Raw genomic sequence first — 21746 nt, forward strand, 5'->3', positions numbered from 1 at the left:
GTTGCCCTTGTTGTGAAGGAGGGCGAGCGGCCGAGACGCCTGTCGCAAGTCATGGGCCAGGAGATGGATTGCTTCGCTTCGCTCGCAATGACGGGATCGGGTGTGCCGCAGCAATGGAATGGCGGTTGGGGGGATACCATTGAAAATAGAACAATACGATCATTCAAGGTTATCCCAATGCTGACGCACCGGGCGTTTCGCCTCCTTTCGGTTTTGCTTTTTCTCTGTTTCGCCTGCGTCGTACCGCTGCGGGCGCAAGATTTGAGCACCGCGCTCTACGGCTTCACCAAGGACTCATTCAACGAGACGGAAAAGGCGATCAATGCGGTTGCGGCAAGCGGTGATCCGCGCGCGGCCGACATCCTCAGCGCCTTGCAGCAAGAACGGCTGCTGTTCCAGGCCGATCCGAAAGGCGTTTATGTCAAGGACGCATCGGGCACCTTGAGCGTCGCGGCCACGGGCGGCAAGGCCGATGTCGATCCCGCCGCGCTGAAACCCGTGCGTTTGAAGAATTCCCTGCGCCGCACGGTCGAAGCCGCGCTCGGCGGTCTCACGCTTCTGTCGAAGGATCCTACCAAACGGTTCGAAGCCGCGCAGGCGGTGTTCAAATCCCGTGACGTGAGTGCGCTTCCCGCGCTTGAAACCGCGATCGCGAAGGAAACCGATGCGAATGTCGCAAGCGCTCTGAAGGAAGCGCAAGCCTCCGTTCTGCTGCAAAAGTCCGACGCGACCGATCCGCAAAGACTCGATGCGATTTCGGTCCTGAAGTCACGCGGTGACCAGGATGCGTTGGCGCTCCTCACGACCGCGTCTTCATCCCTGCAAGGGCTGGCAAAAACGGTGGCGGCAAGCGCTGCCGCGTCGGTGCAAACTCGCCTCAGCCTGTGGGCCAATGCGCAAAATGTCTGGTACGGATTGTCGCTCGGCTCCGTCCTCCTGCTTGCGGCCATCGGCCTTGCCATCACATTCGGCGTGATGGGCGTGATCAACATGGCGCATGGCGAAATGGTTATGATCGGCGCCTATACGACGTTCACCGTGCAAGAATGGATTCGCAATCACGATCCGGCCCTGTTCGATTATTCGCTCCTCATCGCCGTGCCGCTCGCCTTCGTTGTGGCGGGCGCCGTCGGCATGCTCATCGAGCGCCTGGTGATCCGCTCGCTCTACGGCCGGCCGCTCGATACGCTGCTGGCGACCTGGGGCGTGTCGCTCATCCTGCAACAGGCGGTGCGCACAATCTTCGGCGCGGACAATCGCGACGTCGGCGCGCCGAGTTGGATGTCCGGCTCGTTCCATCTCGGCGGTCTCGAAATTACCTCTGGCCGCATGTGGATCATCGTCTTCACTGTCTTCGTCTTCGTCGCCTTGCAGCTCGTCTTGCGCGCCACGCCCTTCGGCTTGCGCATGCGGGCGGTGACGCAGAACCGCCGCATGGCCTCGGCCATGGGCATCGACACGGGCCGCGTCGACATGATGGCCTTCGGCCTCGGCTCGGCCATCGCCGGCATCGCCGGCGTGGCGCTGTCGCAGATCGACAATGTGTCGCCGAACCTGGGCCAAAATTACATCATCGACAGTTTCATGGTTGTGGTGTTCGGCGGCGTCGGCAATCTGTGGGGCACGCTGGTCGCGGCTCTGTCGCTCGGCATCGCCAATAAATTTCTCGAACCTTTCGCGGGGGCCGTGCTCGGCAAGATTCTGCTGCTCGTCTTCATCATTCTATTCATTCAAAAGCGCCCGCGCGGCTTGTTCGCCCTCAAGGGCCGGATGGTGGAGCAATGATTCTGTCGCGCCTCCTGCAAATGCTCGACCTGCCGGGCAAGCTCTTCGCCGCCGTGCTGATCGCCGCGGCGATTCTCATGCCGCTGCTCGTGTGGATGACGCCCGTCGATTCCGCCTGGCATCCGCAAGCCTATCTCACCGCCTTGCTTGGCAAATATACGTGTTACGCACTGCTCGCCATCGCGCTGGACCTTGTGTGGGGTTATTGCGGCATTCTCTCGCTCGGGCACGGGGCGTTCTTCGCGCTCGGCGGCTATTGCATGGGCATGTATCTCATGCGGCAGATCGGCACGCGCGGCGTCTATGCCAATCCGATTCTGCCGGATTTCATGGTGTTCCTGAACTGGAAGGACCTGCCCATCACCTGGTGGGGTTTTTCCTCTTTCGCTTACGCCATGGCGATGGTCGTGCTCGTGCCGGGGCTTCTCGCGCTTGCCTTCGGCTGGTTCGCCTTCCGCTCGCGCGTCACGGGCGTCTATCTCTCGATCATCACTCAGGCCATGACCTATGCGCTGCTGCTCGCGTTCTTCCGCAACGATATGGGTTTTGGCGGCAACAATGGCCTCACCGATTTCAAGGACATTCTCGGCTTCAACGTCCAGGCCGAGACGACACGTGTCGTGCTGCTGTCCGCGTCGCTGATCGCTTTGCTCGCCGGCTATCTCGTCGCGCGCGCGCTGGTGACGTCGAAATTCGGCAAGGTGCTGGTGGCGATCCGCGATGCCGAATCGCGCGTGCGGTTTATCGGCTACAGGGTCGAGAATTATAAGCTCGTCGTCTTCGTACTTTCGGCGGTCATGGCCGGCATCGCCGGCGCGCTCTACGTGCCGCAGGTCGGCATCATCAATCCGTCGGAATTTGCGCCGGCCAATTCGATCGAGGCGGTGCTGTGGGTTGCCGTCGGCGGGCGCGGCACGTTGGTGGGGGCGGCGATCGGTGCCTTTCTCGTCAATTTTGGCAAGACGTTCTTTACCGGCGTTTTGCCGGAATATTGGCTGTTTTCACTCGGCCTTCTGTTCATTCTCGTCACCCTGTTCCTTGCGAACGGCGTGCTCGGCAAGTTGATGCAAGTGCTGCGGCGCGAGGACGTTGCGGCTATGCCTGTGGAGAAGCCCCACCATGGATGAAGCCATCCTCACGTCATCGCTGCTTTATCTCGATGGCGTCGCCGTCTCCTTCGACGGGTACAAGGCGCTGCGCGGCCTCTCCCTGGTGCTGGCGCCCGGCGAGATGCGCGCGATCATCGGTCCGAACGGCGCCGGCAAGACGACGATGATGGACGTGATCACCGGCAAGACCCGGCCGGACGAGGGCGATGTCTATTTCGGCGGCAAGACCGATCTGACCAAGCTCGATGAAGCGGCGATCGCAACGCTCGGCATCGGCCGCAAGTTCCAGCGCCCGACCGTGTTCGAGAGCCACACGGTCGAGGACAATATCCTGCTGGCGCTCAAGGCGCCGCGGGCCGCCTTCGCGACCTTGTTCGGCAAGGCGGCGCGCGACCAGAAGGCGCGGATCGATCAGATTCTCGCAACCATCCGCCTTGACGCCCAGCGCGCCCGGCTCGCCGCCGATCTGTCGCATGGGCAAAAGCAATGGCTGGAAATCGGCATGCTGCTTGCGCAAGATCCGAAGCTTCTCCTTGTCGACGAGCCGGTGGCCGGCATGACCGACGCCGAAACCGCGCAGACCGCCGAATTGCTGCGCGACATCGCGCGCGATCATTCAGTCGTCGTGGTCGAGCACGACATGACCTTCGTGCGCGACCTTGGTGTCAAGGTGACGGTGCTGCACGAGGGCGCAGTTCTGGCCGAAGGACCGCTCGACCAGGTCAGTGCCGACCCGCGCGTCATCGAAGTCTATCTAGGACGATGAGATGCTAAACATCCAATCGATCGATCTGTTCTATGGTGCGGCGCAAGCTCTACGCGGCGTTTCGCTTGAGGCAAAGCCGGGCCGTGTGCTCTGCGTCATGGGTCGCAACGGTGTCGGCAAGACCAGCCTGCTGCGCGCCATCATCGGCCATCAGAAAATCGCCGCCGGCGCGCTGATGTGGCAGGGGAAGGACATGGCCAGGGCCGCGCCGCACCAGCGCGCGAAAAGCGGTATCGCCTATGTGCCGCAGGGGCGCGAGATTTTTCCGCTGCTGACCGTGCGCGAAAATCTGGAAACGGGTTTCTCCCCGGTCGCCCGCGCGAACCGCTATATTCCGGACGAGATTTTCGATCTTTTCCCTGTCCTCAAGGACATGATGGGTCGGCGGGGCGGCGATCTGTCGGGCGGCCAGCAGCAACAGCTCGCGATCGGCCGCGCCCTGGTGACGCGGCCGAAATTGCTGCTGTTGGACGAGCCGACCGAAGGCATCCAGCCGTCGATCATCAAGGACATTGGGCGGGCGATTGACTATTTGCGTGGCAAGGGCGAAATGGCCATCGTGCTGGTCGAGCAATATTTCGAATTCGCGCGCGACCTTGCCGACGATTTTGCCGTGATGGACCGCGGCTCAATCGTGCTGGCGGGCACGCGGGGCGAGATGGTTGAGGCAGATGTCCGCGCTTACATGTCCGTCTGAGGGGATCGTTCCGGCCTATGTGCGGGCGAAGGGAGAGATTCGGGCGCGTTTTGCCGCGACGGCAGGTCGCACGCGGCTGATGCAGGCTTACGAACATGGCGGCCTGCGCCTGCGCTGCCCCCATGTGGCGTCGGGCTGCGAAGCCGTCCTCATCAATACCGGCGGCGGCATGGCGGGCGGCGATCACGCATCCTATTCATTCATCGCGGAGGCCAAGGCCGACCTCACGGTCACCACGCAGTCAGCCGAAAAGATTTACCGCAGCCAGGGTGCAACGACACAGGTCGGTGTGACATTACAAATCGGCGCGGAGGCAGGCCTCGAATGGTTGCCGCAGGAAACGATCCTGTTCGATCAGGCGCTTCTCTCACGCAGGCTGGATGCGTCTCTTGAAACCGATTCATCGCTGACGTTGATGGAGAGCGTTGTCTTCGGCCGTCTGGCGCGTAGCGAGACAGTTCACCATGGCATCTTCCGGGATCGCTGGCGCGTCAAGCGAAATGGGCACCTGATTTTCGCGGAGGATGTTCGCCTCAGTGGTCCGATCGCTTCGATACTGGACCGCCGCGCCTGCGGTAACGGCGCACGGATGGTGGCGACCCTGCTGCATGTCGCACCGGATGCGGAAAGCAAGCTGGAAGTCGCGCGCGCCGCGCTCCAAGATTCATCGGCCGAAGCTGGCGCGAGCGCCTGGAATGGCATGCTGCTCGTGCGGCTTATTTCCCCCTCGCCAGAACATGTGCGAGCTTCTATCGTATCTCTTCTCGCCGCCTTGCGCCGCCGCAGCGCGCCGCGCGTCTGGCAATGAACTCGGGCATGCCCGAGTTCAGCCTTTTAAAAAAATGTTGCGAACCCGCGCAAGCGCGGTTCGCAATGAACTGAGGCCCCGAATATGAATTTAACTCCGCGCGAAAAGGACAAATTGCTCATTGCCATGGCCGCCCATGTGGCGCGGCGGCGCCTGGAGCGCGGGGTGAAGCTGAATTATCCCGAAGCAATTGCGCTCATCACCGATTATGTCGTCGAAGGCGCGCGCGATGGCCGCTCCGTGGCCGAATTGATGGAAGCGGGCGCCCATGTGGTGCGCGCGGATCAGGTAATGGACGGCATCGCCGAGATGATCCACGACGTTCAAGTCGAGGCGACGTTTCCCGATGGTACCAAGCTTGTGACCGTGCATCACCCGATCCGCGGGGCGCAGTCCGATCTGACCCCCGGCGAAGTCATCACGCCTGAGGGCGAGATCGAGATGAATGTCGACCGCGATACGGTGCAACTCACCGTCTCGAACACCGGCGACAGGCCGGTGCAGGTCGGCAGCCATTATCATTTCTTCGAGACCAACCCCGGCCTTGCTTTCGATCGGGCGGCGGCGCGCGGTATGCGGCTCGACATTCCGGCGGGGACGGCGGTGCGCTTCGAACCGGGCCAGACCCGCGAGGTGCGGCTTGTCGCCATCTCCGGCGCTCAGAAAATCTACGGCTTCCGTCAGGATGTGATGGGATCGCTGAAGGGCAGGGCACCGGCTAAAAAGGCCGCGCCCAAGAAGGCGGCGGTCAAAAAAGCCGCCAAGAAGGCCAAGCCGGCCGCCAAAACCAAATCGAAGAAGCGCTGAAGGGGGCATTCATGGCGAAGAAAAACTGGAAGCCCACCTCTCTTCCGCGCGCGGCCTATGCCGACATGTTCGGCCCGACGACGGGCGATCGTATCCGCCTGGCCGATACTGAGCTTTTCATCGAGGTCGAGCGCGATTGCACCACCTATGGTGAGGAGGTGAAGTTCGGCGGCGGCAAGGTGATCCGCGACGGCATGGGCCAGGCGCAGGCGACCCGCAAGGAAGGCGCGGTCGACACGGTCATCACCAATGCGGTGATCCTCGACCATTGGGGCATCGTCAAGGCGGATGTGGGCTTGCGTGACGGCCGGATCGCGAAAATCGGCAAGGCCGGGAATCCGGATATTCAGCCGGGCGTCGACATCATCGTGGGCCCCGGCACGGAAGTCATCGCGGGAGAGGGCAAAATCCTCACCGCCGGCGGCTTCGACACGCACATCCATTTCATCTGCCCGCAGCAGATCGAGGAGGCGCTGATGTCGGGCGTCACCTCGATGCTGGGCGGCGGCACCGGCCCCGCGACCGGCACCTTCGCCACCACCTGCACGCCCGGCCCGTGGCATATCGCCCGCATGATCGAGGCGGCGGACGACTTTCCGATGAACCTGGGCTTCGCCGGTAAGGGCAATGCGTCGCTGGCCAAGGGGCTTGTCGAGCAGATCGAGGCGGGCGCCTGCGCGCTGAAACTGCACGAGGACTGGGGTACGACGCCGGCGGCGATCGATTGCTGCCTGTCGGTGGCGGACGATCACGATATTCAAGTGATGATCCACACCGATACGCTGAACGAATCCGGCTTTGTCGAGGATACGATCAAGGCGTTCAAGGGCCGCACCATTCATGCCTTCCACACAGAGGGCGCGGGCGGCGGCCACGCGCCGGATATCATGTCGGTGGCGGGGCTCGAAAACGTGCTGCCTTCGTCCACCAATCCGACGCGGCCCTTCACCCGCAACACGCTCGACGAGCATCTCGACATGTTGATGGTGTGCCACCATCTCGACGGCTCGATTCCGGAAGACCTTGCCTTTGCCGAAAGCCGCATCCGCAAGGAAACCATTGCGGCGGAGGATATTCTGCATGATCTCGGTGCGCTCTCGATGATGTCGTCCGACAGTCAGGCGATGGGCCGTGTCGGCGAGGTGATTATCCGCACCTGGCAGACGGCGGACAAGATGAAGCGCCAACGCGGGCCGTTGCCTGAGGACAAAAACGGCAACGATAATGCTCGCGCCAAGCGCTATGTCGCGAAATACACGATCAACCCCGCCATCGCCCATGGCGTGTCGAAACATATCGGCTCGGTCGAGCCGGGCAAGCTCGCCGATCTCGTCCTGTGGACGCCGGCCTTCTTCGGCGTGAAGCCCGATTTGATCGTGAAGGGCGGTGTCATCGCCGCTTCGATGATGGGCGATCCGAACGCGTCGATCCCGACGCCGCAGCCGGTGCATTACCGCCTTATGTTCGGCGCGCATGGCCGGGCCCGCACGGGAACGTCGCTGACCTTCGTCTCGCAAACCGCGCTCGACAAGGGGCTCGCGCGCGCGTTGAAAGTAGCCAAGACGCTTGTGCCCGTGCAGAATACACGCGGCAAGATCTCGAAGAAGAGCATGATCCACAACGGCGCGACGCCCAAGATCGTCATCGATCCTGAAACCTATGCGGTGACGGCGGATGGCGTTCTGCTGGTATGCGAACCGGCCTCCGTTCTCCCGATGGCGCAGCGCTACTTCCTGTTCTAAGATAGCGCTTCGGAGGAAACATGCTGTTCATCATTGCAACGCTCAAGTGCCAGGTGGCCAAACGCGACGCCCTTATCGCCGCCGCGCGGACCTGTATCGGCGCTACGCGCCAGGAGCCGGGCTGCGGCCTTTACGATATGCACGAAAGCGTGACCGAGCCCGGCACGTTCCGCTTCGTCGAACACTGGCAAGACCGCGCCGCCGTGGACGCGCATCTCTCTTCGCCCCATATCAAGGCGTTCTCGGCGGTGGCGGCCGAGTGTCTGGCCGAGGCGCCGCGCATCGAACTGATTACGCCGGCCGGCGTCGAATTTTTGTGAGGCATTCATGGTACGGGCAACCCAAGTTTTGGCACGCGGCTCCTGGCATCAGGACGCGGCGGATTCCGTGGTGCTGGAGTTTGACGATCGGCATCGCCGCCGCGTCGCCATGAAGGGCGTGCGCGGCGTCGAGTTTCTGCTCGATCTGCCGGAAGCCTTCATGTTGCGCTCCGGCGACGGTCTCGCGCTCGAGGACGGGCGGGTGGTCGAAGTGGTTGCCGCGCCGGAAGCGCTGCTCGAAATCCGTTGCGCGACGCCGACCGATTTGACCCGCGTCGCCTGGCATCTCGGCAACCGCCACCTGCCGGTGCAGGTGCTGAACAACAAGCTGCGCATCCGCGCCGACCACGTGATCGAGGAGATGCTGAAGGGCCTCGGCGCGAAAGTGGTGGCGATCGAAGCGCCCTTCGATCCGGAGGGCGGCGCCTATGCCGGCGGCCATGACGATCACGAGCACGGTCATCATGACCATGATCATCATCATGGGCACGACCATGATCACCAGCATCATCACGGCCACACAGTGCATGATCATCATGGCCACATCGAGCGCGCCCATGTGGACGAGCATCCGCACACCCGCGCGCTGCACGATCCCCATGACCACGATCACGACGCTTGCGGCTGCGGGCATGCGCACCATGATCACAAGCACAAACACGGCTAAGGCGGTTTATTCGCACAATGGAAGGTGAGACGGAACAGGGGCGGGCTGCGCTGCATGAATTGCCGCTGTTCCTGTGGCTTTCGCCGGCCTTTCCCGTCGGCGCTTTTGCTTACAGCCACGCCATCGAATGGGCGGTCGAATGCGGTGATATTGCCGACGGCGTGACGTTGGAGAACTGGCTCAAGGATTTGCTCGAACACGGCGCGCCGCACAACGATTGCATCCTGTTCGCGCAAGCCTGGCGTTTCGTACGCGACGGTGGCGACGCGGAATTGCGAGAGCTCAACGATCTTGCGATCGCGCTCAGCCCCTCGCGCGAGCGGCATTTGGAAACGATTGCGCAAGGCAATGCATTTCTTTCGGCGGTGCGCGCGGCTTGGCCTTGCAAAGCCTTGCAAGACTTAGCTTTCGACGGCGATGTCGCCTATCCGGTGGCCGTCGCCGTGGCGGCGGCCGGACATGGGTTTGCGTTGCGCGTCAGCCTGGAGGCCTTTGCGCTCGCTTTGATCGCGAATCTCGTCTCAGCCGCGGTGCGGCTCGGGCCGCTCGGCCAGAGCGAGGGACAGCGAATCTTGCGCGCGCTCACGCCGCACTGTCGCGCGCTTGCGGACTTCGCCGAGGCCGCGACACTTGACGATCTTGGCGGCGCAGCGTTCCGCTCCGACATCGCCAGCTTGAAACATGAAACGCAATATTCGAGGTTGTTCCGCTCATGACATCACATCACGGCCCGTTACGCATCGGCATCGGCGGCCCCGTCGGTTCCGGCAAGACCGCGCTCATGGAAATGCTGTGCAAGCGTTTCCGCAGCGTCTATGACATCGCCGCGATCACCAACGACATTTACACGAAGGAAGACGCGCGCATCCTCACGGACGCGGGCGCGTTGGAGGCGGAACGGATCATCGGGGTCGAGACCGGCGGCTGCCCGCATACCGCCATTCGCGAGGACGCGTCGATCAATCTTGCCGCGATCGCCGAGATGAACCGAAAATTCCCCAAGCTCGATCTGATCCTGATCGAATCCGGCGGCGACAATCTGGCCGCCACATTTTCGCCCGAGCTTGCCGACCTCACCATCTACGTGATCGACGTCTCGGGCGGCGAGAAAATTCCGCGCAAGGGCGGTCCCGGCATCACGCGTTCGGACTTGCTGGTGATCAACAAGATCGATCTTGCGCCCTATGTCGGCGCCTCGCTCGAAGTGATGGATCGTGATGCCAAACAGATGCGCCCGACGCGGCCTTACGTCTTCACCAATATGAAGTCTGGTGAAGGACTCGACGCAGTGGCGAGGTTCATCGAGGAGAAGGGTGGCTTGCGAGGGTGAATCCTTCTCCCCGTAAACGGGGCGAAGGGAACCCTCTCACTCCGCCGCCATCCGCACCTGTCGCTGCGGGGCGCGGAACTGCTGCAGCAGGCTTTCCTCTTCGGCCTTCGCCGTTTTGATATTCCGCTCCTTCACATAGCCATAGCCGCGGATCTTCTCGGGCAGGGCGGCAAGCGCAACGGCGGCGGCGTGGTTGCCCGGGGTCAGCGCGCGCGCGATTTCGTTGAGCAGCTTTTTGTAATCGGCGAGAAGGGCGCGCTCGTGCTTGCGCTCCGGCATGTAGCCGAAAATGTCGAGCAGCGTGCCACGCAAGCCTTTCAGCGACGCCAGCACTTTGAACGCTTTCATCATCCACGGACCGAAAGCGGTTTTCACCGGCTGGCCGTTCGCATCGCGGCGGCCGAGGATCGGCGGCGCGAGATGAAATTCGAAGCGCAGATCGCCTTCGAATGTCGCCTGCACCTGGCGCATGAACGACCCATCGGTGTAGAGGCGGGCAACCTCATACTCGTCCTTGATCGCCATCAGCTTGAACAGATAGCGGGCCACCGCTTCGCTGAGATTGGTTTTGCCCGGGACGGCACGCGCCTCTGCCTCGCGGATTTTCTGTACCGTCGCCTGATAGCGGCGGGCGTAACGAGCGCTCTGGTAAGCTGCTAGAAATTGCGCGCGCCGCGCGACGATGTCGTCCAGAGTCTGCGAGAGTTGCAGCATCGGATCGGCTTTGCGCAGCGGGGCAACGAGCGTTTCGATTGCGGCCGGGTCGATCGCCATACGGCGGCCCCAGCGGAAGGCCGACACGTTCATATTGACCGCTTCGCCGTTCAAATGAATCGCCTGTTCGATTGCCGCCGCGCTCAACGGCACATAGCCAAGCTGATAGGCCAGCCCAAGCATGAACATATTGGCGGCAATCGAATTGCCGAGCAGTGAGGTCGCGATCGCCGTGGCGTTGACGAAGCGCGCCGAATCGCCGGCCGTCTGGAGGATCGCCCGTTTGATCCGCTCGGACGGCAGCGAATAATCGGCGTTACGGGCGAAATCGCCGGGATAGATCTCGGCGGTGTTCACGACGACGCCCGTCTCGCCCTTGCGCACGGCCGCAAGCACTTTCTTCGTGCCCGAGACGACGAGGTCGCAGCCGAGAACCAGGTCCGCCTCGCCAGCCGCGACGCGAATGGCGTGAATGTCATCGGGCTTGCGCGCCAGTTTCACATGACTGTAGACCGCGCCGCCCTTTTGCGCGAGGCCGGCCATGTCGATCATGCCGCAGCCCTTGCCTTCAAGATGCGCGGCCATGCCGAGAATGGCGCCGATGGTCACGACGCCGGTGCCACCGACGCCGGTAACAAGAATGCCGTAAGGTGTCGCGCCGATCTCGCGCCGCACCGGCTCGGGCAAGTCGGTCGGCGGCGCGTTTTCCGCCGCACCGTTGCGCGTGGCCTTGCGGATTTTCGCGCCATGCACGGTGACGAAACTCGGGCAGAAACCATTGACGCAAGAAAAATCCTTGTTGCAGCTCGACTGGTCGATCACCCGCTTGCGGCCGAATTCGGTTTCGACCGGCTGCACCGAGACGCAATTGCTTTGCACGCCGCAATCGCCGCAGCCTTCGCACACAAGCTCGTTGATGATGACGCGCTTATTGGGATCGGGATAAAGCCCGTGCTTGCGGCGGCGGCGCTTTTCCGCGGCGCAGGTCTGATCGAAGATCATGACGCTGGTGCCCTCGACGCGCGCAAGGTCGCGCTGCACCGGATCGAGCTCATTGCGGTGATGGATCGTGATGCCAGCCGGCCATTGTATGCCGGGCGGATATTTGTCGGGCTCGTCCGTTACCAGCACGATCTTCTTGGCGCCGCAGGCAGCGACCTGCCGCGCCAGTTGATCGACCGTCAGATCGCCTTCGTGATGCTGGCCGCCGGTCATCGCCACCGCATCGTTGAAGAGGATCTTGTAGGTCATCTGCGCGTTGGTATCGATCGCCCAGCGCAACGCCAGAATGCCCGAATGGTTGAACGTGCCGTCGCCGAGATTCTGGAAAATGTGGCCGCGTTTCGAGAAAGGCGCTTCACCGATCCAGTTTGCGCCCTCGCCGCCCATCTGCGTGAAGCCTTCGGTGGCGCGGTCCATCCATTGCACCATGTAATGGCAGCCGATGCCGGCATAGGCGCGCATGCCCTCCGGCACTTTGGTCGATGAATTGTGCGGGCAGCCGGAGCAGAAATAGGGCACACGCTGGGCGGCGTCCTGGGTCTCGGCGAGCATGGCTTGCGCCTGCTGCAGGCGCTGCACCCGGCGCTCGATATCCTGGTCGCGGTTGTAGCGCAGGAGGCGCTCGCCGATGGCGACTGCAATGTCATTGGGATCGAGCGAGGCCTTGATCGGGAAGAGCCAGTTACCTTGTTCGTCCTTCTTGCCAACGCAGGTCGGCTGGTGCGCGCTGCCGTAAAGCTCTTCGCGCACCTGCACTTCGATCAGCGAGCGCTTTTCCTCGACCACGATGATGAGATCGAGGCCGCGCGCGAATTCCTTCAGGCCCTCCGGCTCGAGCGGCCAGGGGCAGCCGATCTTATAGAGCCGCAGGCCAATTCGATTGGCCTTGACCTCGTCGATGCCGAGACCGTCGAGCGCCTGGCGCACATCGAGATAGGATTTGCCGACCGTGATCACGCCGACCTTGGCATTCGGCCCACCCGACATGATGGTGTGGTTGAGTTTGTTGGCGCGTAACCAGGCGACGATGGCGTCGCGCTTATAATCCTGTAGCCGCGCCTCTTGTGCAAGTACGCCGTCGCGCGGGCGGATGTTGAGACCGCCTTCCGGAATTTTGAAATCGGCCGGAATGACGGGTTGGACGCGATCGATGCTGCCGTCGATCGAGGCGGTCGATTCGATCGTGTCCTTCACGCATTTCAGGCCGACCCAAACCCCGGCGAAGCGGCTCAGGGCCCAGCCATAGAGGCCGTAATCGAAAATCTCCTGCACGCCGGCCGGCGACAGAACCGGGATCATCACGTCGACGAAATGAAACTCCGACTGGTGCGCCGTGGTCGAGCTTTCCGCCGTATGATCGTCGCCCATCAGGGCGAGCACGCCGCCATGCGGCGAGGTGCCGGCGAGGTTGGCGTGGCGGAAGACGTCGCCGGAGCGGTCGACCCCCGGTCCCTTGCCGTACCAGATGGAAAAGACGCCGTCGAACTTGCCTTCACCGCGCATCTCCGCCTGCTGCGAGCCCCAGACGGCGGTCGCCGCAAGCTCTTCGTTGAGGCCGGGCTGGAAGACAATATCCTGGGCTTTCAGCACTTTGCCGGCACGGAGCAGCGTCTGGTCGAGGGTGGAAAGCGGCGAGCCGCGATAGCCCGAAACGAAGGCGGCGGTGTTGAGGCCGGCTTGCCGGTCGCGCTCCTTCTGCATCAGCAGGAGACGGGCAATCGCTTGATTTCCTGAGACAAACACCCGGGATTTCGTCAGGTCGTATTTGTCGTCGAGAGAAACTTCAGCCAAGTGAACATCGCCCGGGGCCGACTGGCCCTTGACTGCATCGGTCATGCGCGTTCCTCCTGCCGGAATCATCCGGCCTGGTGCCAATATTCATAGGGCCGCCGGGGCCATTTTCATAGGTCAGCGTTACTGACATATTTGTCGTGTCCGGTCAACATCTGGTTTGTTCAAGCCCGCGTCTCGATTTTGCCGGAGTCAGCCGTTACGGGCGGTTGGCGTTGGCGGCTGGGCGGAGTAAAGCAAGCACATGATGAGATCGGTTCGCAGGACGGTAACGAGGCTAACGGGAGCGGCTTTGCTCACAGGTTGCGCGGTCGGCGCGGCCCATGCCCATCCGCATGTCTTCGTCACGACCAAAGCGGCGATCGTCTTCAACAGTCAGGGCGAGGTCACAGCTATCAAGCAGAGCTGGACCTTCGACGATATGTACTCGTCCTTTGTCCTTCAGGGTCTCGCGGATGCAGGCAAAACGGCGTCGCGCGAAGTGCTCGCGCCGCTGGCGAAGAGCAATGTCGATAGCCTTGCAGAGCTCGGCTATTACACGTTGAGCAAAATGGCCGGTAAGGAACTGGAGTATGGCACGCCGACCGACGCGGCCATGGAGGAAAACCCGGACAAGACGGTGACGCTCTATTACACGTTGCCGCTGAAGGAGCCGGCGAGCGCCAAGAAGTCCTTTTCGGTGAAAGTCTACGACCCGACCTTTTTCGTCGATTTCGAAGTCACCAAGGGCAACGATGCGGTGACCTTGATCAATGCGCCGAAAGGCTGTTCGGCCAGCGTCATCCGGCCGGGGCCGCTGATGGCGAACGAAACCCAGGAATTGGCCATGGCAAAGTCAGAGAATTTTGCCCTCGACGCGGCCTTCTCGATCAAGCTCGCCAGCCAATTGGTCGTCGCCTGTCCTTGAAAGAACCATAATTGGGCCTCTATCCATTCTCTTGAGCGAAACGGGGAGCAGGATTCGGAACGCGCTGGGCATGAATAAACGCCTCCTTTTCTTCCTCACGGTCGCTGCCGCCTGCATCGCCGCCTTCCTGATCTGGCATCCGGCGGCCTTGTCTTGCGCCCGTCCCGGCGGCCTGAGCCCATTCAGCATGGGCATCACGGAGGGCGGCGGCAGTCCGTTTGGGTTCACCGGCTGGATTTTGCGCAAACAGAGCGAATACAACCTGCAGATCGCGGCGGCAGTGCGCGCGACCCAAACCAGTCCGGCGGCGCTGTGGCTGCTGCTGGCGGTTTGCTTTGCCTATGGCGTGTTCCACGCCGCAGGGCCGGGGCACGGCAAGGCGGTGGTTGCATCCTATATGCTGGCCAACGAGCAGGCGTTGAAGCGTGGCATCGTCATCGCGGCCATCGCCTCGGCGCTGCAGGCGATGGTCGCCGTCGCGATCATCGGCATCGCGGCCATCGGCTTTCACGCCACCGCGCCGATCATGACCTGTGCCACCAACAAGGTCGAGCTCATCAGCTACGGCGGCATCGCCATGCTCGGCACGTGGCTAATCTGGACGAAGGGCGAGGCTTTCTTCCGCGCCCTGCAGGGGCTCGTCGCGATACGGGCCTTACCGGCGCTGTCCTTCGCCGCGGGCTATTATGCCGCGCCCCCGAGCGCCGATCTGACCTGCTTCGATCCGCATGGCCTTGGCTATGGCGCCATCCATATTCATGACGAGACCTGCGGGCATTACCATGCGCCCGATCCGCGTACGCTCGGCGACGATTTTTCCTGGAAAAGCGCGCTTCTGACCGTGTTCGCCGCGGGGTCGCGTCCCTGTTCCGGCGCCATTCTCGTCCTGGTCTTCGCGCTCGCCCAGGGCGTGTTCTGGGTCGGCGTCACAGCGGCTTTCGCCATGGCGGTCGGCACGGCCATCACCACGAGCGCGCTGGCGAGCGTGGCGGTCTTGGCGCGCGGCGTCGCGCTGCGGCTCACCGGCGCACAATCGCGCAAGGGAGAAGTCGCCTTGCGAGGCTTAGAAGTGGTCGCTGCGGTCTTCATCTTCCTGTTCGGCACCGGCCTGCTGTTCGGCCTCATCCAGTACGGCGCTTAGAGATCGGCACCCGCCCCTAGGGTCGCTTTCAGAACGCGCGGCGTCGGGCCGCGTGGATTGACCTATCTTCCTCTCCGGCATAGTCCAGGCCTTCATGCGATCATTCGCTCCCCGGAGGCATCATGACATCGGCGCTCGCCAGCCACGCTTGGCACAAGAAGTTCTTCATCGACGGCGCGTGGGTCGATCCCATTAGCCACGTCCGCGGCGATGTCATCGATCCTGCGACCAACGAGCCGATCGCCGAAATCGCTTATGGCAATGCGGCGGATGTCGATCGTGCGGTGCAGGCAGCGCGCCGGGCTTTCCCGAGCTTCTCCCGCACGACGCCGCAGGAGCGCCGCGCTTTGCTCGAGCGCATCGTTGCGGTTTACGACCAGCACGCCGAGGATTTCGCCCAGCTCATGACCTTGGAGATGGGCACGCCGATCACCTTCAGCCGCGAGTCGCAAGTAGCGGCGGGGCGCGAACATTTCGTCGAAATGATCCGCGTACTCGAACATTTCCCGTTCGAGATCACGCGCGGCGTCACCAAAATCGTGCGCGAAGCAGTCGGCGTGTGCGGGCTCATCACGCCGTGGAACTGGCCGATCAATCAGGTCGTGTGCAAAGTCGCCCCTGCGCTCGCGGCGGGCTGCACCATCGTGCTGAAACCGAGCGAAGTGTCGCCGCTCGATGCGCTGCTGTTCGCCGAAGTGTTGAGCAAGGCGGGTGTGCCGAAGGGCGTGTTCAACCTCGTCAACGGTGATGGCGTCTCGGTGGGCGAGGCGATGTCGCGCCATCCGCACATCGACATGATGTCTTTCACCGGCTCGACCCGCGCCGGCATTCAGGTGGCGAAGACCGCCGCCGATACGGTCAAGCGCGTGCATCAGGAACTTGGCGGCAAGTCGCCCAATATCATTCTCGCCGATGCCGATCTGAAGCTCGCGGTCACGCGCGGCGTCAACAATTGCTATGTCAACAACGGCCAGTCCTGCGACGCACCGACCCGCATGTTCGTGCCGGCGCATCTGCATGACGAGGCCGCGCATTACGCCAAAGCGGCGGCGGAGGCTTTCGTGGTCGGCTCGCCCAGCGATCCGAAAACGACGCTCGGCCCGGTTGCTTATGCGGCGCAATACAATCGCATCCAGGGGCTGATCGCGCGCGGTATTGCGGAGGGCGCGACGCTCGTGACCGGCGGCCTCGGCCTGCCGCAGGGCATCAATCGCGGTTGCTTCGTCCGCCCGACCGTGTTCGCTAATGTGAAACACGAGATGGCAGTCTCGCGCGAGGAAATCTTCGGCCCGGTCCTGGCGATTCTGCCCTATTCCGATCTGGAGCAGGCGGTCGTTGAGGCGAATGACACGGTGTATGGCCTCGCCGCTTACATCCAGGGCAAGGATATGAAGGTGGTGCGCGACATCGCCACCCGTCTGCGCGCCGGCTCGATCTATATCAACGAACCGGCCGGCGATCTCACCGTGCCGTTCGGTGGGTTCAAGCAAAGCGGCAATGGTCGCGAATATGGCGAATGGGGCCTGGAGGCTTTCGTCGAATTGAAAGGCATGCTGAACTGGGGCGAGGATTGATCGCAATCCGAGGTTTCGTATGCTTTCATGGATTGTTAGCCATCTGCCGCTCATTCTTATCTCTACGCTGCCCATGCTTGGCTATCACCTTGGCAGGGAGGGCCACTCATGGGTTGTTGGCTGGATTCTCATTGTTTGCGGCTTCGCTCTTATGCTGCTGCAGGCGATACGAGGAGACGCCTTCAACCTCGGCGTGACTCCGTATTTGCTGTTCTATTCTGCTCTGACCGCGCTCCCGTTTTGGATCGGTCGGTCCGGCTACTTGAAGAAACAACCCGGTAAAAACTGGACGGAGCCATTCTGATGCAGATTCGCGAGGCGGAAGAGCGCGATCTTCCCGCCATGCTTGCCCTCTACAACGACGCTATCCTGAATAGTCTCGCGATCTGGCAATACGATCCGGTGGATCTCGACAACCGGCGCACCTGGCTGCACGACAAGCGGGCGCGCAACTTTCCGCTCCTGATCGCCGAAGATGCGCAGGGTTTTGCCGGTTACGCCACCTATGGCGATTTCCGTCCCTTTGCCGGCTATCACCGCACGGTCGAAAATTCGGTCTACATCATGCCCGAGCGGCGCGGCGCGGGCGTCGGTCGGGCCTTGATGAACGCGCTCCTCGATATCGCGCGGGAGCGCGGCGTGCATATGATGGTCGCGGCGATCGCCCTGCCGAACGATGGCTCGGTCGCCCTGCACAAGGCAATGGGCTTCGACAAGGTTGGCCTGATGCCCCAGGTCGGCTACAAGAAGAACCAATTTCTGGATCTCCTGCTGATGCAGCGGCAGGTATGAGCATGACGGGAGGTACGATGAGTTACGAGACGATCCTGGTTGAAACCCATGACCGGGTCGGGCTGATCCGCCTCAACCGCCCGCAGGCGCTCAACGCCTTGAATGCCGCGCTGATCACCGAATTGAATGCTGCGCTGACCGCCTTCGAGGCGGATGCGGGCATCGGCTGTATCGTCCTGACCGGATCGGAAAAGGCTTTCGCGGCCGGTGCCGACATCAAGGAGATGCAGTCCAAAACCTATATGGACGCCTATCTCGAAGATTTCATTTCGAGCTGGGAGCAGCTTTCCCGCGCCCGCAAGCCGGTGATCGCGGCGGTGGCGGGCTTTGCGCTGGGCGGCGGCTGCGAACTCGCGATGATGTGCGATTTCATCATTGCCGCCGACACGGCCAAATTCGGCCAGCCTGAGATCAAGCTTGGCGTCATTCCCGGCGCGGGCGGCACGCAGCGCCTGACCCGGATCGTCGGCAAGTCGAAAGCGATGGATCTGTGCTTGACCGGCCGAATGATGGACGCGCAGGAAGCCGAACGCTCTGGCCTTGTCGCCCGCGTCGTGCCGGCCGCGCAATTGCTTGAAGAGGCCTTGAAAGCAGCCGCCACGATCGCCGCCTTGTCGCTGCCCGCCGTCATGATCGCCAAGGAGAGCGTCAACCGGGCCTATGAGACGACCCTGGCCGAAGGCGTCCGCTTCGAACGCCGCGTGTTCCACTCGCTGTTGGGGACGGAAGGCCAGAAGGAAGGCATGGCGGCCTTCGTTGAGAAGCGCCCGGCACAGTTCAAGCACGGGTAGGGGCGAGCCGGAGCTTTCCGGCCGCTTCCGAACTTTACAGTCTCGACCCGGTCGCCAAATCGTAAAGATGGATCGCGTCCGGCGGCACGTCGATATGGACCGTATCGCCTGAATTGATACGGCGCTCATCGTTGAGGGCGATGGCGAAGGGCGTGCCGTTGAGATCGGCCTGCACGATGCGGCCGGCTCCCAATTCCTCGACGAAATCGACCCGGGCGGCCACCGTTCCGGCTGCGCCGTTCGTTGCGAGGCTTGCCGCTTCCGGGCGCACGCCCAGCGTCACCGGACGGCCCGCCATATCGGCCCGGTTCGGCGTCAGGGCAAGACGCGCGCCGCCGTCCCTTTGGACGAAGATGTTGCCGCCGTCGATCTTGCCGTCGATGAGGCTCATCGGCGGCGAGCCGATGAAGCTCGCGACGAAACGGGTGGCCGGCTTGTTGTAGACTTCGGCCGGCGTGCCGATCTGTTCGACATGGCCCTGGTTGAGCACGACCAGGCGGTCGGCGAGCGTCATGGCCTCGATCTGATCATGGGTGACGAAAATCGACGTCGTCCGCAGGCGCTGGTGCATCCGCCGCAATTCGGCGCGCATTTGCACGCGCAGGCGCGCGTCGAGATTGGACAGAGGCTCGTCGAACAAAAAGACCTTGGGTTCGCGGATCATCGCCCGGCCCATCGCGACACGCTGGCGCTGGCCGCCCGACAATTCCGCTGGGCGGCGAGTGAGATAGTCCTTCAGACCCAAGGTCGCGGCGATCTTGTCGATCCGCTGCTGCCGCTCGGCCTTCGGCACGCCGGCGATCTTCAGGCTGTAGCCGATGTTTTCGGCAACCGACATATGCGGGTAGAGCGCATAGTTTTGAAACACCATGGCGCAGCCGCGCTCGTTCGGCTCCAGCTTGTTGACGACATGGCCGCCGATGGAGATTTCGCCGGAGGTGATCTCCTCGAGCCCGGCAATCATGCGCAGCAAGGTGGACTTGCCGCAGCCGGAGGGCCCGAGCATGACGATGAATTCACCATCGTGGATGTCGAACTCGACGCCGTGAATGGTCTCGATCTTGCCGTAGCTTTTGCGCACCTGGCGCAGGCTGATTTCGGTCATGGGAGTCAATCCTCAATTATTTTTCCGTTGCGATCAGGCCGCGCACGAACCAGCGTTGCATGAAGACGACCAAAAGAAGCGGCGGCAGCATCACGATCAGCGTGCCGGCCATGGCGATGTTCCATTCCGGAATGCCGTTCTTGCCGGGAACCAGTTCGAGCAGGCCTGTGACGGCGACGCGCGAATTGTTGTCCGGCGTCACCAGCAGCGGCCAGAGATATTCGTTCCAGGACCACACGAACATGATCGTGAACAGCGCCACGATATTGGTGCGCGACAGCGGCAAGAGAATATCCCAGAAGAAGCGCAGCGCGCCGGCGCCGTCCATTTTTGCGGCTTCGACCAATTCCTCGGGTAAGGTGAGGAAGAATTGCCGATACAGAAACGTGCCGGTCGCCGTCGCGATCAGCGGCAGGATGAGGCCCATGTGGGAGTTGAGCATGTTCCACTGCAGGTCGATGCGCAGGCCCGAGACGGTCGCGACGAGCCAGGAAATGCCGGTGATGTCGAGGATCGTTTGATAAGGCGACAGCGCATTGGCGGCGACCGCATAGCTTGGCACGATGCGCACTTCGAGCGGCAGCATGAGGGTCACGAAGATCAGCCAGAAGATGACCGTGCGGCCGCGATAGTTGAAGTACACGATGGAATAGGCGGAGATCATTGAGATCATCACTTTGCCGAACCCAACGCCGAAGGCGAAAATCAGGCTATTCGGCAGCTTGGTGCCGAAATCCGCACGCTCCCAGGCGGCCTTCAGATTGGTCATGAGCTCGTGCCCCGGCCAGAGCGGCATAGGCACCTCATTGACGGTGGCAAGGTCCTGCGTCGCGGCGATGCCGGCGAGCACGAAGGGCGCGAGCGTGATGAGGAGACCAAGCGCCAGCAGGATTTGCGTGACGATGTTGAGGATGGGAGTGCGTTCGACCATGGCGCTCGCTCACTTCATTATTTGTAATGCACGCGCCGCTCGAGAAAGCGGAACTGGAAGACGGTGAGCACCATGACAAGCGTCATGAGCACGATGCTTTGCGCCGCGGCGCCGGAATAATCCAAGCCTTTGAAGCCGTCGAAATAGATCTTGTAGACCATCAGATTGGTGGAGCGGTACGGACCGCCGCCGGTCATGATGTCGATGATACCGAAGCTGTCGTGGAAACTGTCGGTGATGTTGAGAACGAGCAGAAAGAACAGCGTCGGCGTCAGCAGCGGAATCTGAATGTCGCGCGCCCGGCGCAGGAATTTGGCGCCGTCCATCGCCGCCGCCTCGATCAGAGCGCGCGGAACGCCCTGCAGCGCGGACAGGACGAAGATGAAATTATAGCCGACATATTTCCAGGCGAAGGCGAAGATGACGCAGGCCAAAGCCTCGGTGCCGTTGATCCGCGGGTCCCAGAAGCCGGGCCAGACATGATTGAAAAAGGACAGCGGGCCGGCGTCGGCCGCGAAGATGAAGCGGAAGGCGAGGCCGAGTGCCGGTGCCGCGATGGCATAGGGCCAGACGAAAATCGTGCGGTAGAAGCGATTGCCGCTCAGTTCGCGATCGACCAGCAAAGCCAGGATGAGCGCCGAGCCGATCGACAATCCCGTCGCCAGGAAGGCAAAGGCCAGGCTGAGGACGACGGACGACCAGTAAAGGGGATCTGATAGGACATCGATGAAATTGGCGAGGCCGGCCCATTCGTTGCCGCCGCCCCAGGGTTGCTGGCGGGTGAAGGCCCAGAAGATCGCCTGGCCGGCCGGCCAATAGAAGAAGGTGAAGATCAGCAGAAGCTGAGGGACAATGAAGGCGATGCCGAGCCATTTGGCCTGGAAGATTGCGCGCTTTTGCATCCGGCTGTCTCGAATTGAGTGTCTCGGCCGGCGCGGGCCTATTGCCCGTGCCGGCCGCGCAAGGA

The 21746-nt window shown here is 62.3% G+C and carries 21 protein-coding genes; 17 read left to right on the forward strand and 4 right to left on the reverse strand.

Annotated elements, in window-relative coordinates:
* Window positions 1-177 precede the first annotated feature (177 nt).
* From urtB to ureG, 11 genes are all read left to right on the forward strand, one after another.
* Window positions 178-1785, forward strand: coding sequence for an urea ABC transporter permease subunit UrtB (urtB, locus tag V9T28_RS01370; protein ID WP_116400434.1), 1608 nt, complete (start codon window positions 178-180; stop codon window positions 1783-1785).
* A complete protein-coding gene (urtC, locus tag V9T28_RS01375; RefSeq protein ID WP_116400435.1) occupies window positions 1782-2912 on the forward strand; it encodes an urea ABC transporter permease subunit UrtC in 1131 nt (376 codons plus the stop codon). The genes urtB and urtC overlap by 4 nt, the downstream gene beginning before the upstream one ends.
* Window positions 2905-3660 carry an urea ABC transporter ATP-binding protein UrtD gene (urtD, locus tag V9T28_RS01380; protein ID WP_116400436.1) on the forward strand — a complete coding sequence of 252 codons (756 nt, stop codon included), beginning with the start codon at window positions 2905-2907 and terminating at the stop codon, window positions 3658-3660. The genes urtC and urtD overlap by 8 nt, the downstream gene beginning before the upstream one ends.
* Window position 3661: 1 nt before the next feature.
* Complete coding sequence (urtE, locus tag V9T28_RS01385) at window positions 3662-4357, forward strand: urea ABC transporter ATP-binding subunit UrtE (RefSeq protein WP_116400437.1); 696 nt, start codon at window positions 3662-3664, stop codon at window positions 4355-4357.
* A complete protein-coding gene (locus V9T28_RS01390; protein WP_116400438.1) occupies window positions 4332-5165 on the forward strand; it encodes an urease accessory protein UreD in 834 nt (277 codons plus the stop codon). Before urtE ends, V9T28_RS01390 begins: the two co-directional genes overlap by 26 nt.
* A gap of 84 nt (window positions 5166-5249) precedes the next feature.
* Window positions 5250-5972, forward strand: a complete 723-nt coding sequence (locus tag V9T28_RS01395) for an urease subunit gamma (protein WP_116400439.1) — start codon at window positions 5250-5252, stop codon at window positions 5970-5972.
* Between the two features lie 11 nt (window positions 5973-5983).
* Window positions 5984-7714 (forward strand): urease subunit alpha, encoded by a 1731-nt coding sequence (gene ureC / locus V9T28_RS01400; RefSeq protein WP_116400440.1) that lies wholly within the window; start codon window positions 5984-5986, stop codon window positions 7712-7714.
* Window positions 7715-7734: 20 nt separating this feature from the next.
* Window positions 7735-8034: a putative quinol monooxygenase gene (locus V9T28_RS01405; protein ID WP_116400441.1), complete on the forward strand. Its 300-nt coding sequence runs from the start codon at window positions 7735-7737 to the stop codon at window positions 8032-8034.
* A gap of 7 nt (window positions 8035-8041) precedes the next feature.
* Window positions 8042-8701 carry an urease accessory protein UreE gene (locus V9T28_RS01410; protein ID WP_116400442.1) on the forward strand — a complete coding sequence of 220 codons (660 nt, stop codon included), beginning with the start codon at window positions 8042-8044 and terminating at the stop codon, window positions 8699-8701.
* Between the two features lie 17 nt (window positions 8702-8718).
* A complete protein-coding gene (locus V9T28_RS01415; RefSeq protein WP_116400443.1) occupies window positions 8719-9417 on the forward strand; it encodes an urease accessory protein UreF in 699 nt (232 codons plus the stop codon).
* The gene (gene ureG, locus V9T28_RS01420) at window positions 9414-10031 is read left to right on the forward strand and encodes an urease accessory protein UreG (protein ID WP_116400444.1); all 618 of its coding nucleotides are present in this window, start codon (window positions 9414-9416) and stop codon (window positions 10029-10031) included. The genes V9T28_RS01415 and ureG overlap by 4 nt, the downstream gene beginning before the upstream one ends.
* Before the next feature lie 36 nt (window positions 10032-10067).
* Here ureG and V9T28_RS01425 read toward each other — a convergent pair whose 3' ends face one another.
* Complete coding sequence (locus tag V9T28_RS01425) at window positions 10068-13583, reverse strand: indolepyruvate ferredoxin oxidoreductase family protein (protein ID WP_116400445.1); 3516 nt, start codon at window positions 13581-13583, stop codon at window positions 10068-10070.
* A 247-nt stretch (window positions 13584-13830) separates the two neighbouring features.
* On the opposite strand from V9T28_RS01425, the gene V9T28_RS01430 reads away from it, so the two are divergent.
* From V9T28_RS01430 to V9T28_RS01455, 6 genes are all read left to right on the forward strand, one after another.
* Window positions 13831-14445 carry a DUF1007 family protein gene (locus V9T28_RS01430; protein WP_158554769.1) on the forward strand — a complete coding sequence of 205 codons (615 nt, stop codon included), beginning with the start codon at window positions 13831-13833 and terminating at the stop codon, window positions 14443-14445.
* A gap of 70 nt (window positions 14446-14515) precedes the next feature.
* The gene (locus tag V9T28_RS01435; protein ID WP_245424061.1) at window positions 14516-15586 is read left to right on the forward strand and encodes a nickel/cobalt transporter; all 1071 of its coding nucleotides are present in this window, start codon (window positions 14516-14518) and stop codon (window positions 15584-15586) included.
* 122 nt (window positions 15587-15708) lie between these two features.
* The gene (locus V9T28_RS01440; RefSeq protein ID WP_116400447.1) at window positions 15709-17160 is read left to right on the forward strand and encodes an aldehyde dehydrogenase family protein; all 1452 of its coding nucleotides are present in this window, start codon (window positions 15709-15711) and stop codon (window positions 17158-17160) included.
* Window positions 17161-17179: 19 nt separating this feature from the next.
* A complete protein-coding gene (locus V9T28_RS01445) occupies window positions 17180-17464 on the forward strand; it encodes a hypothetical protein (protein WP_116400448.1) in 285 nt (94 codons plus the stop codon).
* A complete protein-coding gene (locus V9T28_RS01450; protein WP_116400449.1) occupies window positions 17464-17952 on the forward strand; it encodes a GNAT family N-acetyltransferase in 489 nt (162 codons plus the stop codon). Before V9T28_RS01445 ends, V9T28_RS01450 begins: the two co-directional genes overlap by 1 nt.
* A gap of 17 nt (window positions 17953-17969) precedes the next feature.
* Window positions 17970-18743, forward strand: a complete 774-nt coding sequence (locus V9T28_RS01455; protein ID WP_116400450.1) for an enoyl-CoA hydratase — start codon at window positions 17970-17972, stop codon at window positions 18741-18743.
* A gap of 34 nt (window positions 18744-18777) precedes the next feature.
* On the opposite strand, the gene V9T28_RS01460 is transcribed toward V9T28_RS01455, so the two are convergent.
* From V9T28_RS01460 to V9T28_RS01470, 3 genes are read right to left on the reverse strand one after another with little or no spacing between them, the layout of a single operon-like run.
* Window positions 18778-19848 carry a sn-glycerol-3-phosphate import ATP-binding protein UgpC gene (locus tag V9T28_RS01460; RefSeq protein WP_116400451.1) on the reverse strand — a complete coding sequence of 357 codons (1071 nt, stop codon included), beginning with the start codon at window positions 19846-19848 and terminating at the stop codon, window positions 18778-18780.
* 16 nt (window positions 19849-19864) lie between these two features.
* Window positions 19865-20779 carry an ABC transporter permease subunit gene (locus tag V9T28_RS01465; RefSeq protein ID WP_116400452.1) on the reverse strand — a complete coding sequence of 305 codons (915 nt, stop codon included), beginning with the start codon at window positions 20777-20779 and terminating at the stop codon, window positions 19865-19867.
* A 17-nt stretch (window positions 20780-20796) separates the two neighbouring features.
* Entirely contained in the window at window positions 20797-21681 is an 885-nt protein-coding gene (locus V9T28_RS01470) for a carbohydrate ABC transporter permease (RefSeq protein ID WP_116400453.1), read from the reverse strand.
* Window positions 21682-21746: the final 65 nt, after the last annotated feature.

The sequence above is a fragment of the Methylovirgula sp. 4M-Z18 genome (assembly GCF_037890675.1).
Lineage (GTDB): Bacteria > Pseudomonadota > Alphaproteobacteria > Rhizobiales > Beijerinckiaceae > 4M-Z18.